The following is a 14,733-nucleotide window of genomic DNA, read 5'->3' as shown; positions in this document are numbered from 1 at the left end:
GGCTCAGGAGAGCCCGGCAGCAGGTTTCAGGAGGTGCCGGCCGTGCCGGTCGCCGAACTCGCGGGTGCTGCTGCGGGCGCGGCCGCAGGCGTTGCGGCGCTCGCACCCACGCCTGCCTTGCTGCCCTCGGACGACGACGCGCCCTCGGCGGTCTTCGCGCCGGTTGCAGCCGCGCTCGTGCCGCCGGACTGGCCGCCGCGGAAATCGGTGACGTACCAGCCCGAGCCCTTCAGCTGGAAGCCAGCCGCGGTGACCTGCTTGCGAAATGTGTCCGCGCCGCAGTTCGGGCACTGCGTCAGGGGCGCATCGCTGATCTTTTGCAGGACGTCCTTGTCGAAGCCGCACGACTCGCAGCGATAAGCGTAGATCGGCATGATCTCTTTCCTGATGAAACGGGTGAAATTCTGAGAAATGCTTGCAAAGCCTTGAATTATAGCCGCAAACGCTCCCCTGGCCCGGCATTTGCCGGGCCAGGTTGGACGAAAGCGACTGGGTGTTAGTTGGGGGCAGCTTGCGCGCGATCAAGTACGCATGCGTGTTTTCACGTTCGTGACGACAGGGGCGGCGCTGCAGGCGTGTCGTTGCGCTGCCACGTGAGCCAGCGCTCGCGGCCAATGAACACGGGCAGCGACCCCTCCACAGGCTGGTCATCGACCAGCGTGAAATAAGGTGTCAGCAGCGCGTCGAGTTCGGCGCGCGCGATGCCGAACGGCGGCCCTTTCGGGGTATCGCCGAGAAAGAAGAAGCCCGCCAGCAGCGCCCCCGGCGCAAGCAACGCCGCCATGCGTTGCGCGTAGTGCGGCCGGTGCGCCTTGGGCAGCGCGCACAGAAACGCGCGCTCGAAAATCCAGTCCGGCGCGAACGGTGGTTCGTACGTGTAGAAGTCCGCTTCCTCGACCACATCCGCGAAATCGCCGAGCGCTACGCGCGCGTTCGCCACCGCCAACGGTGCAAAATCGATCGCTCGCACGGTCCGGCCACGCTCGGCCAGCCAGCGCGCTTCCCACGCGTTGCCGCAGCCGGGAATCAGCACGGCAGCGGCGGGATGAGCCTGCGCGAAGGTCTCGAAGGCCGGCTGCACACCGGCTTGGTCCCACGGCGTGAAGCCGCGCTCGAAGCGCTCCTGCCAGAACTCGCGCGCCCCCGGGTCGCGCGTCTCGAACTCAGGCGCCTCGGCGGGCGTTCCGTCTGGCTGGTGGGGAAGGTTCGGCTCGCTCATCGTGTCACTCCTTGTCTATCCGGAGTTGGCGCTTTAGCTGTCGACCAGAGTTCGCGCTTCAGCGGTCCGCCGGAGTGAGTGCTTCAGCACTTACTCCGGTCCCATGCAAAGATCGTTACTCTGGTCCCATGCAAAGCGCCTTGCTCCGGTCCCATGCAACTTCGCTGCGCGTCGGCGCAGCAGGCATGCTTCATCCACCATAGGCCAGCGTCAGCCAGACGCGCGCAGCGACCATGCCCACCCCCACTGCCACGCCGAACAGCACGAGGCCTTGCAGCAGGCGATTGGTGCGGCGCTGCTCGGCAAGAATCTGGCGAATGGTGTCGTCGTTGGCGAGATGCGCGGGAGTCTGGCGATGCAGCAACGCCTGGTGCACGAGGCGCGGCAACTGCGGCAGTGTCTTGCTCCACTGCGGCGCCTCGATCTTGAAGCGCTCATACCAGCCGCGCAGGCCGATCTGCTCGGTCATCCAGCGCTCGAGATACGGCTTGGCGGTCTTCCAGAGATCCAGTTCCGGATCGAGCGAGCGCCCGAGGCCTTCGACGTTGAGCATGGTCTTTTGCAGCAGCACGAGCTGCGGCTGGATCTCCACGTTGAAACGCCGCGAAGTCTGGAACAGACGCAGCAGCACCTGGCCGAGCGAAATGTCCTTGAGCGCGCGATCGAAATACGGTTCGCAGACGGCGCGAATCGCGCTCTCCAGTTCCTCGACGCGCGTGGTGGGCGGCACCCACCCCGATTCGATGTGCAGCGTGGCGACGCGGTGATAGTCACGCTTGAAGAACGCGAGGAAGTTCTGCGCGAGGTAGTTCTTGTCGAAGTCCGAGAGCGCCCCGACGATGCCGAAATCGAGCGCGATATAGCGCCCGAAGTGTGCGGGGTCGAGACTGACCTGGATGTTGCCGGGGTGCATATCGGCATGAAAAAAGCCATCGCGGAACACCTGTGTGAAGAAAATCTCCACGCCTTCGCGCGCGAGCTTCGGAATGTCGACGCCGGCCGCGCGCAGCTTGTCCACCTGGCTGATCGGCACGCCCACCATGCGCTCCATCACGAGCACGTCGGGCGCGCTGAACTCCCAATACATCTCCGGCACGAGCAGCAGATCGAGGCCCACGAAGTTGCGGCGCAACTGGCTGCCGTTGGCGGCTTCGCGCATGAGGTCGAGTTCGTCGTGCAGGTATTTATCGAATTCGGCCACCACCTCGCGCGGCTTCAGGCGCTTGCCGTCGGCCCACAGGCGTTCGGCCCACACGGCGATGTCGCGCAGCAGCAGCAGGTCCGAATCGATCACGGGCCGCATATTCGGTCGCAGCACCTTCACCGCCACGGCCTTGCCCGCATGCTGGCCGGACTTCACCTTCGCGAAGTGCACCTGAGCGATCGAGGCGCTCGCCACCGGTACGCGCTCGAACTCGTCGAACAGCGTGTCGACCGGCGCGCCCAGCGATTTTTCGATGATGTCGATTGCCACCTGCGATTCGAACGGCGGCACCTGGTCCTGCAGCTTCGCGAGTTCATTGGCGATCTCGAGCGGCAGCAGGTCGCGGCGCGTGGAGAGCACCTGGCCGAACTTCACGAAAATCGGGCCCAGGCTTTCGAGCGCGAGGCGCAGGCGCACGCCGGCCGGCTGATCAAACTTGCGGCCGACGGTCGTGATGCGCAGCAAGAGCGCAACGCGCCGGTCATTGATCCGGCTCAACATCATCTCGTCGAGACCGAAGCGGATGACCGTAAAGAAGATCTTCAGGAAACGCAGAAAACGCATGTCTTAGTGGCCTGTTATCTGGCTCGGGCCGCGCGGTGCGGTGCCCGACGGCGCCGCCGGGGTACCGTTTGCGGCCCCCCGCGCTTGTGATTTTTGTTCAAGGCGCTCGATGCGCTTCTCAACGCGCGCCAATGCATCGCGCGCGCGCGACAGCTCTGCGTTGAAGCCGTCGAGCTCGGCGCGCCGCACGAGCTGCGGATTCTCGTCGAGCAGGTATTCGGTCACGGAGCCGAGCACGTTGCGCCCCGTGCGCAATGCCTGCTCATGCACCGTGCGCGCGAGCGACGCGACACGCGACGCCGGCGCGTCGCCAATCAGCTTCGCGAGGTCCTCTTCGGGCTCCCAGCGCAGGTGTTCCGCCAGCTTGCCGAGAATCTGCGCGAATTCGGCGTCGCCTTCGATCTTCACGTGCTTCATGACGGCGGACTGCCCCCCCTGCACGTACGAAGAAAGCGCGCCGGCCGGAAGCGAGAGCGCGACATCCGCGCACTGCGCATCGTGCTCTTCGACCGCCGCCAGGTAGCCTTCGGGCTCCACGAGCAGCGTAAGCACGACAGGCGGGCAAGACAGGCGCGCCGTCTTGCCGGCATACGGCGCGAGGCGGTTGCGGGCCCACGATTCACGGGCGAGCAGGTGATTGACGGCGGCGGCGAAGGGCTTGGCGGCGAGAGTCATCGGCGTTGAATAAAAAAACCCGCGCGGGCTCAAGCTCGCGCGGGTTCCTATTGTAGCGTTCGCGCCGTCCGATCGCGCCTTGCCGGGGCCTTGGCCACCTGGCTAACGCGCGCCGCGGGGCTGCGCGGGATCAACGCTGCATCAATGCCGGCTCATTGGTCTATCAATGCGATTCGACCTGCTGGATACCGGCCAGCAGCCACCCCTCGCCGGAAGTGCGTGACTTCGAGAGATTCCAGATTTCTACGAACGGCGTCGCAGCAGCGCCCGCTTCTTCGCGAATCAGACCGGAGAAGCGCACGCTCGCCAGATATTCGTTACCGCGCTCTTCCACCGCGAGCAGGTCGGCGTTGAGCTGAACGACGTCGGTCTGATTGGGCTGCGTGCCGCGGCCCGCCAGATCCACACGGATCTCGGCGAACATCTCGGGCGTGGTGAACTCGCGGATATCCTCGACGTTGCCCACGTCCCACGCGGCCTGCAGGCGTACGAAATAGACCTTCGCGTTGCGCACGAACGCCTCGGTGTCGAAGCCCGCCGGAACCGGCGGCGGCGTCTCGATCTGCGGCGTGCTGAGCGGATTGGCTTCAGGTGCGAGATATTGGCCCGTGGGCGGCGCCGTGTAGCGCGGCTCCGGCGGCTGGTAACCGCCCATCTGGCTCAACCCGCCCGAAGGCGGCAAGCTCGCGCCACCCGTCTGATACGCGGGCTGCGCGCCACGGCGGCGCCCCATGAACTTGCGAATCAGCCAGATGGCGACGAATGCGATCAGCGCGACCACGATCATGTTCGCCATCATGCCGGCGAACGCCTCGCCGAGCCCGAAGTGCGACAGCAGCGCCGCGATGCCAAGGCCAGCCGCAAGGCCCGCGATCGGCCCGAGCCAGCGGTTGCGCGCCGGCGCCGGCGTGGGCGCCGGCGTAGCGGGGGCGCGCTGGGCGCCGGCCTGCTGTGCGGGATTCGTGGGACTCGGCTGGGCCGGCGGCGGCGTGGTGCTGCGCTGCGAAGCCACCGACGACTGCTTGCCGATGCTGCGGCTGCCGCCCAGGCGGCGCGCCTCGGCATCGAAAGACGCGAGGCTGCCGGCCACCATCACGCCGACGAGGGCCAGAACTCCAATCCGTCTGGCCCATGACACTGAAAGCTTTTTGTAAGCAACGCTTCGGGACTCAGACATAGCGGAATTTCCTTTAAAGACAGTGATTTGGGAACACTAATATTTTGTGCCGACGTGTAAGGCTACCACGCCAGCTGACAAATTGTAATATTTGACGGCGTCGAGGCCGGCTTGTTCCATCATCGTCTTTAATGTTTCCTGATCGGGATGCATGCGGATCGACTCGGCAAGATAGCGGTAGCTATCGGCGTCCTGCGCAAAACGCGAACCCAGCCACGGCAGCACCTTGAACGAGTACACGTCGTACGCTTTCTTGAGCGGCTCCCAGACCTTGGAGAATTCGAGCACGAGCAGGCGTCCGCCCGGCTTGAGCACGCGGCGCATTTCGGCGAGCGCGGCGTCCTTGTGCGTCATGTTGCGCAGGCCGAAGGCCACCGTCACCACGTCGAAGTAGTTGTCCGGAAAGGGAATTTTCTCGGCGTCGCAGAGCAGCGCGGGTGTGATCACGCCCCGGTCGATGAGCCGGTCGCGGCCCACGCGCAGCATCGACTCGTTGATGTCGGTATGCCAGACCTCACCCGTCGGGCCGGCCTTTTTTGCGAACGCCATGGAGAGGTCGCCGGTGCCGCCCGCGATGTCGAGCACCCGCGCGCCCGGGCGCACGTTGGCCTGGGCGATCGTGAACGCCTTCCAGGCGCGATGCAGCCCGCCCGACATCAAGTCGTTCATCAGGTCGTAGTTCGAAGCGACCGAATGGAACACGCCGGCCACCTTCTTCGCCTTGTCCTGTTCGTCGACTGTTTCGTAGCCGAAGTGGGTTTTGCTCATCGCGCTCGTCCTTTCGCGGGTCTGACCAGGTCGTGTCCGGGTCTTATTTGATGATGGGTGCGGCGCGTGGGCGCCGCGGCGGGCAGGATCGTAACAGGAAGCGTCAGTGGCAGTGGCCGTGCGCGGCGCCGCCCTGGGGCTCGCGCGCCATGGGCGCGTCGCGATCGACGCCCGCGGCTTTCAGTTTGGCGAAGTACTCGGCCCAGAGTTCGTCCTGGCACGTCGCCAGTTCGTAAAGCTGGTCCCAGGAGTAGATGCCGGTATTGTGGCCGTCGGAGAAGGTGGGCTGCAGCGCGTAGTTACCGACTGCTTCGAGTGCCGTAATGGCCACTTCGCGCTTGCCCGTCTGCAGCGTTTCCTGCCCGGGCCCGTGGCCGCGCGCTTCGGCCGAGGGCGTGTAGACGCGAATCAACTCGAACGGAACGCGATAGCTCTCGCCGTTTCCGTACTGGAGTTCGAGCACGCGCGACAGCGCATGCACCACGATGCCGGTCGGCACCGGTGTATCGGATTTCAATCCACTCATGATTATTTCTGTTCCTCCCTCAAGGTTGCCGGCACGAGCAGGCACGAAGGCAAGACGTTCGTGTGTGGCGCTCCGGCTCACGCAAGCGCCTGCTCGATTTCCTGACGCACTGCGTCGCGCAGCAGCGTGGCCTGCGCGCGGCGCTGCCCGAGCATGGCCTCCGAGACCGTGCGCTGGCGCGGCGACCAGATCGACATCGGAAAATGCGCATCGTTCGTGAAGCGCGGAATCACATGCCAGTGCACGTGCGGCACCTGATTGCCGAGGCTCGCGAGATTCACCTTCGACGGCTGCATCACGCGGCGCAGCGCCCGCTCGACCGCGTAGACCGCACGCATCAGATGTTCCCGATCCTCGGCGCCCAGATCCGAGAACTCGGCGACATGCGTATTCCAGATAACCCGGCAAAAGCCGGGATACTCGGTCTCGGCGGTCGCGAGCACGACGCGCATACGCTCGTCCTCCCACAGCACATCGCCGCCTTCCTCATTGCAGAATACGCATCCCATCGTCGTCCTCGAACCCGTGTCACGGAAAAATTGGCGCTGCCATTAAACCAGCACGCGCTCGATTCCGCCATTGTTCGCCTTCTGAACGTAGTCCGCCATCCAGTTTTCGCCAAGCACGTGTCGGGCGATTTCCACCACGATGTAGTCGGCTTCGATGTTGGCATCCTCGTTGTACCGCGACAGACCCTGGAGGCACGACGGGCAGCTCGTCAGAATCTTGACGTCCTGCGTGCCGCCCTGCCCGCCCGCTTCCTGCTGCGTGGCCGGCTGCACCCCGTTCGCGCCATTGCCAACGATAGGGATGCCGCGCAGTTTCGCCGCGCCCTTGCGGATTTCCTCTTCCTTGCGGAAACGCACCTGCGTCGAGACATCCGGGCGTGTCACGGCGAGCGTGCCCGATTCGCCGCAGCAACGCTCGTTCTTCTCGATCTTGTAGCCATCCTTCTCTGACCCCATCAGCTCGTTCACGAGCTTGACCGGGTCCATCGTCTTGATCGGCGTGTGACACGGGTCGTGGTACATGTAGCGCGTACCCGTCACGCCATCGAGCTTGATGCCCTTCTCGAGCAGGAACTCGTGGATGTCGATGATGCGGCAGCCGGGGAAGATCTTGTCGAATTCATAACCGGCGAGCTGGTCGTAGCACGTGCCGCACGACACCACCACCGTCTTGATGTCGAGGTAGTTGAGCGTGTTCGCGACGCGGTGGAACAGCACGCGGTTATCGGTGACGATCTTCTCGGCCTTGTCGTACTGGCCCGAGCCGCGCTGCGGATAGCCGCAGCAGAGGTATCCCGGCGGCAGCACGGTCTGCACGCCCGCCTCCCAGAGCATCGCCTGGGTCGCGAGACCCACTTGCGAGAACAGCCGCTCCGAGCCGCAGCCCGGGAAGTAGAACACCGCCTCCGAATCCACGTTCGTGGTCTTCGGGTTGCGGATGATCGGCACGATCTTGTTGTCTTCGATGTCGAGCAGCGCACGCGCCGTCTTCTTCGGCAGATTGCCCGGCATCTTCTTGTTGACGAAGTGGATCACCTGCTCGACCACGGCCGGCTTGCCCGTGGATGCGGGCGGATGCGCCGTCTGCTTCTTCACGACCTTCTTGAGCAGGTCGTTGCCGAGGCGCTGCGCCTTGTAGCCCACGCCCATCATCGCTTCGCGCGCGAGGTTGATGGTTCGCGGGTTGGTCGCGTTGAGGAAGAACATGCCCGCCGCGTTGCCCGCGTTGAACTTCTTCTTGCCCATCTTGCGCAGCAGATTGCGCATGTTCATGGTGACGTCGCCGAAGTCGATCTTGACCGGACACGGCGTCACGCACTTGTGGCAGACCGTGCAGTGGTCGGCCACGTCGTTGAACTCGTCCCAGTGCTTGATCGACACGCCGCGGCGCGTCTGCTCTTCGTACAGGAACGCCTCCACCAGCAGCGAAGTCGCGAGAATCTTGTTGCGCGGGCTGTAGAGCAGATTCGCGCGCGGCACGTGCGTCGCGCACACGGGCTTGCACTTGCCGCAGCGCAGGCAGTCCTTCACCGATTCGGCAATCGCGCCGATGTCGGACTGCTGCATGATCAGCGACTCGTAGCCCATCAGGCCGAACGACGGCGTGTAGGCGTTGCGCAGGTCGGCGCCGTCGAGCAGCTTGCCCTTGTTGAAGCGCCCTTGCGGGTCGACGCGCTGCTTGTAGGCGCGGAATTCGGCGATCTCCTCGTCGGTGAGGAATTCGAGCTTGGTGATGCCGATGCCGTGCTCGCCCGAGATCACGCCGTCGAGCGAGCGCGCGAGCTTCATGATGCGCGCGACCGAGTGGTGCGCGTCCTGCAGCATCTCGTAGTTGTCCGAGTTGACCGGAATGTTGGTGTGCACGTTGCCGTCGCCGGCGTGCATGTGCAGCGCCACGAACACGCGGCCGCGCAGCACCTTCTTGTGGATCGCCTGGGCTTCGTCGAGGATCGGCTTGAACGCGCCGCCGTTGAAGATCTGGCGCAGCTCCGCGCGGATCTCCTGCTTCCACGAGATGCGCACCGTGCGGTCCTGGGTGACGTCGAACACGGTGGCGTCCGGCTGGATGTCGGTGCGATCGGCGAACTTCTCCGCGAGCGCCTCGTAGCCGAGCTGGACGAGATAGTGCTGCGCCTCGCGCAGCGGCATGTCGAGCTTCTCGCCCACGAAGGTCCAGCGCTCGCGCACGCGCTTGAGCAAGTCGAGCGCCTGCTGCACGCGGTCTTCGAGCAGTTCGGCCGACGGAATTTCGTTGGCGTCATCGGTCTTGCCGAGCGGAAGCTTGCCTTCCTTGAAGAACGCTTCGAGCGCGTCCACGAGCTGAAGCTTGTTCTTGATCGACAGCTCGATGTTGATGCGCTCGATGCCGTCCGTGTACTCGCCCATGCGGTCGAGCGGGATCACGACGTCTTCGTTGATCTTGAACGCGTTGGTGTGCTTCGCGATCGCGGCGGTGCGGCTGCGGTCGAGCCAGAAGCGCTTGCGCGCCTCGGCGCTCACGGCAACAAAGCCCTCGCCGCTCTTGCCGTTGGCCATGCGGATGACTTCCGAGGTGGCGGTGGCCACGGCATCGGCGTCGTCGCCGACGATGTCGCCGATCAGCACCATCTTCGGAAACGCGTTGCGCTTGCTCTTGGTCGCGTAGCCCACGGCGCGCAGATAGCGCTCGTCCAGATGCTCGAGGCCGGCCAGGATCGCGCCGCCCTTCTTCGACGTCTCGAACAGATAGTCCTTGATCTCGACGATGCTCGGAATCGCCTCGCGTGCCTGACCGAAGAATTCCAGACACACGGTGCGCGTGTGCGCGGGCATCTTGTGCAGCACCCAGCGCGCGGACGTGATGAGCCCGTCGCAGCCTTCCTTCTGCACGCCGGGCAAGCCCGCGAGGAATTTATCGGTGACGTCCTTGCCGAGGCCTTCCTTGCGAAAGCGCTTGCCTTCGATGTCGAGCCATTCGGTGCGCAGCAGCTTTTCGCCCGGCGCGAATTCGCCGTCGAACCACTTGAGCTCGAAGCGCGCCACGGGAACGTCGTGGATCTTGCCGAGGTTATGGTCGAGTCGCGTGACTTCGAGCCAGTTGCCCTCAGGGTCGACCATGCGCCACCACGCGAGATTGTCGAGCGCCGTGCCCCACAGCACGGCCTTCTTGCCGCCCGCGTTCATCGCGATGTTGCCGCCGATGCACGAGGCGTCGAGCGAAGTCGGGTCGACCGCGAACACGAAGCCGGCGGCGTCCGCCGCCTCGGTCACACGGCGCGTGACGACGCCCGCGCCCGAGAAGATCGTCGCGACCTTGCGGTCGACGCCTGGCAGGTCGGTCATTTCGACCGGGCCGAGCTGCTCGAGCTTTTCCGTGTTGATGACGGCCGAGAACGGCGTGAGCGGCACCGCGCCGCCCGTGTAGCCCGTGCCGCCGCCGCGCGGAATCACGGTGAGGCCCAGTTCGAAGCAGGCCTTGATGAGGCTCGCGATCTCGGCCTCGGTGTCGGGCGTGAGGACCACGAACGGATATTCCACGCGCCAGTCGGTTGCGTCTGTGACGTGCGCAACGCGTGCCATGCCGTCGAAGCGGATGTTGTCCTTCTGCGTGCAGCGGCCGAGCACCTTGGTCGCGCGGCGGCGCAGGTCGGCCATCTTATCGAATTCGGCGGCGAAGTCGTCGATGGCGCGGCGGGTGGCGCCGACCAACGTTTCCACGCGCGCGGCGCGGTCCATGCCCTCCTTGTCGGCATGCTCCTGGAGGTCGGCGCGGCGGCGCTTCTCGATTTCGGCGAGGCGGTGGTTCAGCGCCTCGATCAGGAGCGCGCGGCGCTTCGGATTGTCGAGCAGGTCATCCTGCAGATACGGATTGCGGCGCACGACCCAGATGTCGCCGAGCACCTCATAGAGCATGCGCGCCGAGCGGCCGGTGCGGCGTTCGGCGCGCAGTTCGGCGAGCGCGTTCCATGCATCCTCGCCCAGCAGGCGGATGACAATTTCGCGATCCGAAAAGGACGTGTAGTTGTACGGAATCTCGCGCAGGCGCGGTTCGACATCGGCGGCCACGGTAGCGGCGGCGCCGTGAGGATCGAAAACTTGAGGTGCGTTCATGGTTGGACGACTCTTGGTGACAGGCCCGCTCATGTGGCTCGCTGATATCGCTCGCTGCGGGCATGGCGGACGCTGACGGGGCGCGTGGGGCGCTATTCTGAAATCGTGTCCGCCGGTGGCTCGCGGCCGGCGCGTAGTGGCGCGCTGTTGGCTCGCGGTGGGCTGATGGCGGACTTTAGGGGTGGGCAAGCATGGCGGCTGCACTCACGCCGATGGTTCCCCGGCGCTCGGACTTAGCGGCACGATCGTGCGTGCCGGACTTGCCGCTGCGCCGCGGGGCGGGTCTCGCGCCGCGCGGGCATCAAATGGGCTATCCGAGTCTGCCTGTGCATCTTCCGATCCTTGTTTCAAAAAGCGATTTTAACGCATGATCCGCGCCTGCGCTGACGGTGCCGGGAACTTTGCCATCTTGCAAACGCCAGTCTCTGTCATTCACGCGACAAGCACGTGATACAGGCAGATGAATCGGGCCTGACATCTCCACGAAGCGCCATGCCGCAATGGATTCGCCGTCCGGGCAGTCGGGAATTGGCCCGCTGCTGGCATGATCATTGGCGCTATCATTTACGTTTTCCCGTCAAATCCCGCGCCCGACGCGTCCCTCGCATGGCATCCCACGACGATTATCTGAAAAAAGTCCTCACCGCCCGCGTCTACGACGTGGCCCGCGAGACCGAACTGGAGCGGGCGCCGAACCTCTCGGCGCGCCTGCGCAACACCGTCCTGCTCAAGCGCGAGGACAACCAGCCCGTGTTCTCCTTCAAGCTGCGCGGCGCCTACAACAAGATGGCGCACCTTACGCCCGCGCAGCTCGAGCGCGGCGTGATCACCGCCTCGGCCGGCAATCACGCCCAGGGCGTGGCGCTTTCAGCTGCCCGGCTCGGCGTGAAGGCCGTGATCTGCGTGCCGGTCACCACGCCCCAGGTCAAGGTCGACGCGGTGCGCGCCCACGGCGGCCCCACCGTCGAGGTCGTGCAGGCCGGCGAATCCTATAGCGACGCCTACGCGCACGCCGTGCGCCTGCAGGAGCAGCGCGGACTGACTTTCGTGCATCCGTTCGACGATCCGCACGTGATCGCAGGCCAGGGCACCGTGGCGATGGAAGTGCTCAGCAAGCATCAGGCCCCGATTCACGCGATCTTTGTGCCGATCGGCGGCGGCGGGCTTGCGGCGGGCATGGCGGCCTACGTGAAGGCGGTGCGCCCCGAGATCCGCGTGATCGGCGTGCAGACGGACGATTCGTGCGCGATGGCGCAATCGATGAAGGCCGGCAAGCGCGTGGAGCTGAGCGAAGTGGGCCTGTTCTCGGACGGCACGGCGGTCAAGCTCGTGGGCGAGGAAACCTTCCGGCTGTGCCAGCAGTATCTGGACGAGGTGCTCACGGTGGACACCGACGCGCTGTGCGCGGCCATCAAGGACGTCTTCCAGGACACGCGCAGCGTGCTGGAGCCGGCGGGTGCGCTGGCCGTGGCGGGCGCCAAGCAGTACGCGGAGCGCGAGGGCATCACGGGCCAGACGCTGGTGGCGGTGACCTCGGGCGCGAACATGAACTTCGACCGCATGCGCTTCGTGGCCGAGCGCGCGGAGGTGGGCGAGGCGCGCGAGGCGGTGTTCGCGGTGACGATCCCCGAGGAACGCGGCAGCTTCAAACGCTTCTGCGAACTCGTGGGCACGCGCAGCGTGACCGAGTTCAACTACCGCATCGACGACGCCGAGCGCGCGCACATTTTCGTGGGCGTGCAGATCCGCAACCGGGGCGAGTCGCAGCAGATCGCGCAGGCCTTCGTCGATCACGGTTTCCCGTGCGTCGACCTTACCGGCGACGAGCTCTCCAAGCAGCACATCCGCTACATGGTGGGCGGGCGCTCGCCGCTCGCGCACGACGAGCGGCTGTTCCGCTTCGAGTTTCCGGAGCGTCCGGGCGCGCTGATGCGCTTTCTCTCATCGATGGCGCCGAACTGGAACATCAGTCTGTTCCACTACCGCAACCAGGGCGCGGATTACAGTTCGATTCTGGTGGGCATCCAGGTGCCGGCGGCCGAGGACGCGGAGTTCCGCCGCTTTCTCGCCACGCTCGGCTATCCGCATTGGGAAGAGACGCAGAATCCGGCTTACCGGTTGTTTCTCGCATAAAGCCCGACGATCATGGCCGTTTCGCTCTCCGACAAACTCGTCGTCGCCATCTCGTCGCGCGCGCTCTTCGACTTCGAAGAAGAGAACCGCGTCTACGAGACCGGTGAGCTGCGCGACTACGAGGCGCTGCAGCGCGAACGCCTGAACGTGCCGGCGCAGCCCGGTGTCGCGTTCGCGCTGATCGAGAAGCTGCTCGCGCTCAATAACGGCGCACACCACGTGGAAGTGGTGATCCTCTCGCGCAGCGATCCCATCAGCGGGCTGCGCACCTTCAACTCGTGCCGCGAGCATCAGCTCGACGTGCAGCGCGGCGTGTTCACGCGCGGGCGCGAGCCGTGGCGCTATCTCAAGCCGCTCAACGCATCGCTGTTTCTCTCGGCGAACCCCGAGGACGTGCGCGGGGCGCTCGACGCCGGGTTTCCCGCCGCGCGGGTCTTTCCACGCATCGAAGCAAATTCGGCGACAATGTCGGAACGCAATGCACACGAGATTCGCATCGCGTTCGACGGCGATGCGGTGCTGTTTTCCGACGAAGCCGAGCAGATCTTCCAGCGCGAGGGTTTGAGTGCGTTCGTGAGCCACGAGCGCGACAATCGCGAGCTGCCGCTCGCGCAAGGGCCGCTCAAACCGCTGCTCGAAGCGCTCAACCGGCTGCAAAAGCTCGCCGACGCCAACGCGACGATGCGCATCCGCACCGCGCTCGTGACGGCGCGCTCGGCGCCCGCGCATGAGCGCGCGATCCGCACGCTGATGGCATGGAACATCGAAATCGACGAAGCGATGTTCCTCGGCGGACTCGACAAAGGTCCGTTCCTGGGCGAGTTCGAGCCCGACTTTTTCTTCGACGACCAGATCCGCCATTGCGAATCGGCCCGCTCGGTCACGGCAACCGGCCACGTGGCGAGCGGCGTGGCCAACCCCGCGAATCCGGCAAACCGCGCGGCGCGCGCAACGAGCGCGACGAGCAACGCGTCGAACGACGCACCCACTGAAACCAGCGCATCATGACTCCCGAACAATCCCCGCTCGGCAAGGCCGCGACCTACACCGAGCAGTACGACGCCTCACTGCTGTTTCCGATTCCGCGCGCGGGCGCGCGCGAAGCAATCGGCATCGGCGCTCAACTGCCGTTCTTCGGCACCGATATCTGGAACGCCTACGAGCTTTCGTGGCTCAATGCGCGCGGCAAGCCGCAGATTGCCATCGCCACGTTCTTCATTCCCGCCGATTCACCCAACATCATCGAATCGAAGTCGTTCAAGCTCTATCTGGGCTCGTTCGCGCAAACGCCGTTCGAATCCGCCGACGTGGTGCGCGACACCATCAAGCGCGATGTGTCGGCGGCGTGCGGCGCTTCGGTTTCCGCGCGGCTCGATCAGCCGGGCGGATTCGGCAAAATCCCGTTCGAGGAATTCGACGGCCTGTCGCTCGACCGGCTCGATCTGGACACCGAGATCTATCACCCCGACCCGACGCTGCTCAAGGCCGCCCAGCAAGAGTCGCCCGTGGAGGAAACGCTGATCTCCAATCTGCTGAAGTCGAACTGCCCCGTGACGGGCCAGCCCGACTGGGGCAGCGTGCAGATTCATTACGTGGGGCCGCAGATCGACCAGGCGGGCCTGCTGCGCTACATCATTTCGTACCGCAACCACACGGGCTTTCATGAGCAATGCGTCGAGCGCATCTTCATGGACATCCTGCGCGAGTGCAAACCGGACCGGCTCGCGGTGTACGCGCGCTACACGCGGCGCGGCGGCCTCGACATCAATCCGTTTCGCACCAACTTCAATATGCCGATGCCGGACAACGCGAGACTTGCGCGCCAGTAAGCCGCAATAGTGGGAAGTTAATAAAAAGCGCCGGTTCGTC

The 14,733-nt window shown here is 65.1% G+C and carries 11 protein-coding genes and 1 pseudogene; 3 read left to right on the top strand and 9 right to left on the bottom strand.

The genetic code is table 11. From position 1 onward, the window contains the following. Positions 1-26 precede the first annotated feature (26 nt). The 9 genes from PWP93_RS00400 to PWP93_RS00360 all read right to left on the bottom strand — a co-directional run bounded on the left by PWP93_RS00400 (position 27) and on the right by PWP93_RS00360 (position 10,731). Positions 27-374, bottom strand: a complete 348-nt coding sequence (locus PWP93_RS00400) for an FmdB family zinc ribbon protein (protein WP_421043070.1) — start codon at positions 372-374, stop codon at positions 27-29. A 167-nt stretch (positions 375-541) separates the two neighbouring features. Beyond that, positions 542-1,219 (bottom strand): methyltransferase domain-containing protein, encoded by a 678-nt coding sequence (locus PWP93_RS00395; RefSeq protein WP_421043069.1) that lies wholly within the window; start codon positions 1,217-1,219, stop codon positions 542-544. Between the two features lie 190 nt (positions 1,220-1,409). Next, positions 1,410-2,987: a ubiquinone biosynthesis regulatory protein kinase UbiB gene (gene ubiB, locus PWP93_RS00390; protein WP_421043068.1), complete on the bottom strand. Its 1,578-nt coding sequence runs from the start codon at positions 2,985-2,987 to the stop codon at positions 1,410-1,412. A 3-nt stretch (positions 2,988-2,990) separates the two neighbouring features. Beyond that, positions 2,991-3,662, bottom strand: a complete 672-nt coding sequence (locus PWP93_RS00385; RefSeq protein ID WP_421043067.1) for a ubiquinone biosynthesis accessory factor UbiJ — start codon at positions 3,660-3,662, stop codon at positions 2,991-2,993. Positions 3,663-3,825: 163 nt separating this feature from the next. Continuing rightward, the gene (locus tag PWP93_RS00380) at positions 3,826-4,839 is read right to left on the bottom strand and encodes a Tim44 domain-containing protein (protein ID WP_421043066.1); all 1,014 of its coding nucleotides are present in this window, start codon (positions 4,837-4,839) and stop codon (positions 3,826-3,828) included. Between the two features lie 36 nt (positions 4,840-4,875). Next, a complete protein-coding gene (gene ubiE / locus PWP93_RS00375; RefSeq protein ID WP_213299473.1) occupies positions 4,876-5,607 on the bottom strand; it encodes a bifunctional demethylmenaquinone methyltransferase/2-methoxy-6-polyprenyl-1,4-benzoquinol methylase UbiE in 732 nt (243 codons plus the stop codon). Positions 5,608-5,710: 103 nt separating this feature from the next. Continuing rightward, the gene (locus PWP93_RS00370; RefSeq protein WP_421024768.1) at positions 5,711-6,133 is read right to left on the bottom strand and encodes a gamma-butyrobetaine hydroxylase-like domain-containing protein; all 423 of its coding nucleotides are present in this window, start codon (positions 6,131-6,133) and stop codon (positions 5,711-5,713) included. A gap of 77 nt (positions 6,134-6,210) precedes the next feature. Further along, entirely contained in the window at positions 6,211-6,642 is a 432-nt protein-coding gene (locus PWP93_RS00365) for an HIT family protein (protein ID WP_421024769.1), read from the bottom strand. 42 nt (positions 6,643-6,684) lie between these two features. Continuing rightward, complete coding sequence (locus PWP93_RS00360; RefSeq protein ID WP_421043065.1) at positions 6,685-10,731, bottom strand: DUF3683 domain-containing protein; 4,047 nt, start codon at positions 10,729-10,731, stop codon at positions 6,685-6,687. A gap of 606 nt (positions 10,732-11,337) precedes the next feature. Between PWP93_RS00360 and ilvA the strand changes: the two genes are divergently transcribed. The 3 genes and pseudogenes from ilvA (at position 11,338) to queF (ending at position 14,693) form a co-directional block, all read left to right on the top strand. Continuing rightward, complete coding sequence (ilvA, locus tag PWP93_RS00355; RefSeq protein WP_421043064.1) at positions 11,338-12,864, top strand: threonine ammonia-lyase, biosynthetic; 1,527 nt, start codon at positions 11,338-11,340, stop codon at positions 12,862-12,864. A gap of 12 nt (positions 12,865-12,876) precedes the next feature. Continuing rightward, positions 12,877-13,782: pseudogene (locus PWP93_RS00350) on the top strand (5'-nucleotidase); the annotation flags it as partial. 86 nt (positions 13,783-13,868) lie between these two features. After that, positions 13,869-14,693, top strand: coding sequence for an NADPH-dependent 7-cyano-7-deazaguanine reductase QueF (gene queF, locus PWP93_RS00345; RefSeq protein WP_421043063.1), 825 nt, complete (start codon positions 13,869-13,871; stop codon positions 14,691-14,693). Positions 14,694-14,733: the final 40 nt, after the last annotated feature.

It is taken from the genome of Paraburkholderia sp. A1RI-2L (genome assembly GCF_048957375.1).
Taxonomy (GTDB): domain Bacteria; phylum Pseudomonadota; class Gammaproteobacteria; order Burkholderiales; family Burkholderiaceae; genus Paraburkholderia.
The sequence above is the reverse complement of the archived record's forward strand: the minus strand, read 5'-3'. Positions and strand labels throughout refer to the sequence as shown.

Coding starts and splice junctions, on each gene's coding strand:
- PWP93_RS00400 (WP_421043070.1), bottom strand. CDS start 374: ATGCCGATCTACGCTTATCGCTGCGAGTCGTGCGGCTTCGACAAGGAC.
- PWP93_RS00395 (WP_421043069.1), bottom strand. CDS start 1,219: ATGAGCGAGCCGAACCTTCCCCACCAGCCAGACGGAACGCCCGCCGAG.
- ubiB (WP_421043068.1), bottom strand. CDS start 2,987: ATGCGTTTTCTGCGTTTCCTGAAGATCTTCTTTACGGTCATCCGCTTC.
- PWP93_RS00385 (WP_421043067.1), bottom strand. CDS start 3,662: ATGACTCTCGCCGCCAAGCCCTTCGCCGCCGCCGTCAATCACCTGCTC.
- PWP93_RS00380 (WP_421043066.1), bottom strand. CDS start 4,839: ATGTCTGAGTCCCGAAGCGTTGCTTACAAAAAGCTTTCAGTGTCATGG.
- ubiE (WP_213299473.1), bottom strand. CDS start 5,607: ATGAGCAAAACCCACTTCGGCTACGAAACAGTCGACGAACAGGACAAG.
- PWP93_RS00370 (WP_421024768.1), bottom strand. CDS start 6,133: ATGAGTGGATTGAAATCCGATACACCGGTGCCGACCGGCATCGTGGTG.
- PWP93_RS00365 (WP_421024769.1), bottom strand. CDS start 6,642: ATGGGATGCGTATTCTGCAATGAGGAAGGCGGCGATGTGCTGTGGGAG.
- PWP93_RS00360 (WP_421043065.1), bottom strand. CDS start 10,731: ATGAACGCACCTCAAGTTTTCGATCCTCACGGCGCCGCCGCTACCGTG.
- ilvA (WP_421043064.1), top strand. CDS start 11,338: ATGGCATCCCACGACGATTATCTGAAAAAAGTCCTCACCGCCCGCGTC.
- queF (WP_421043063.1), top strand. CDS start 13,869: ATGACTCCCGAACAATCCCCGCTCGGCAAGGCCGCGACCTACACCGAG.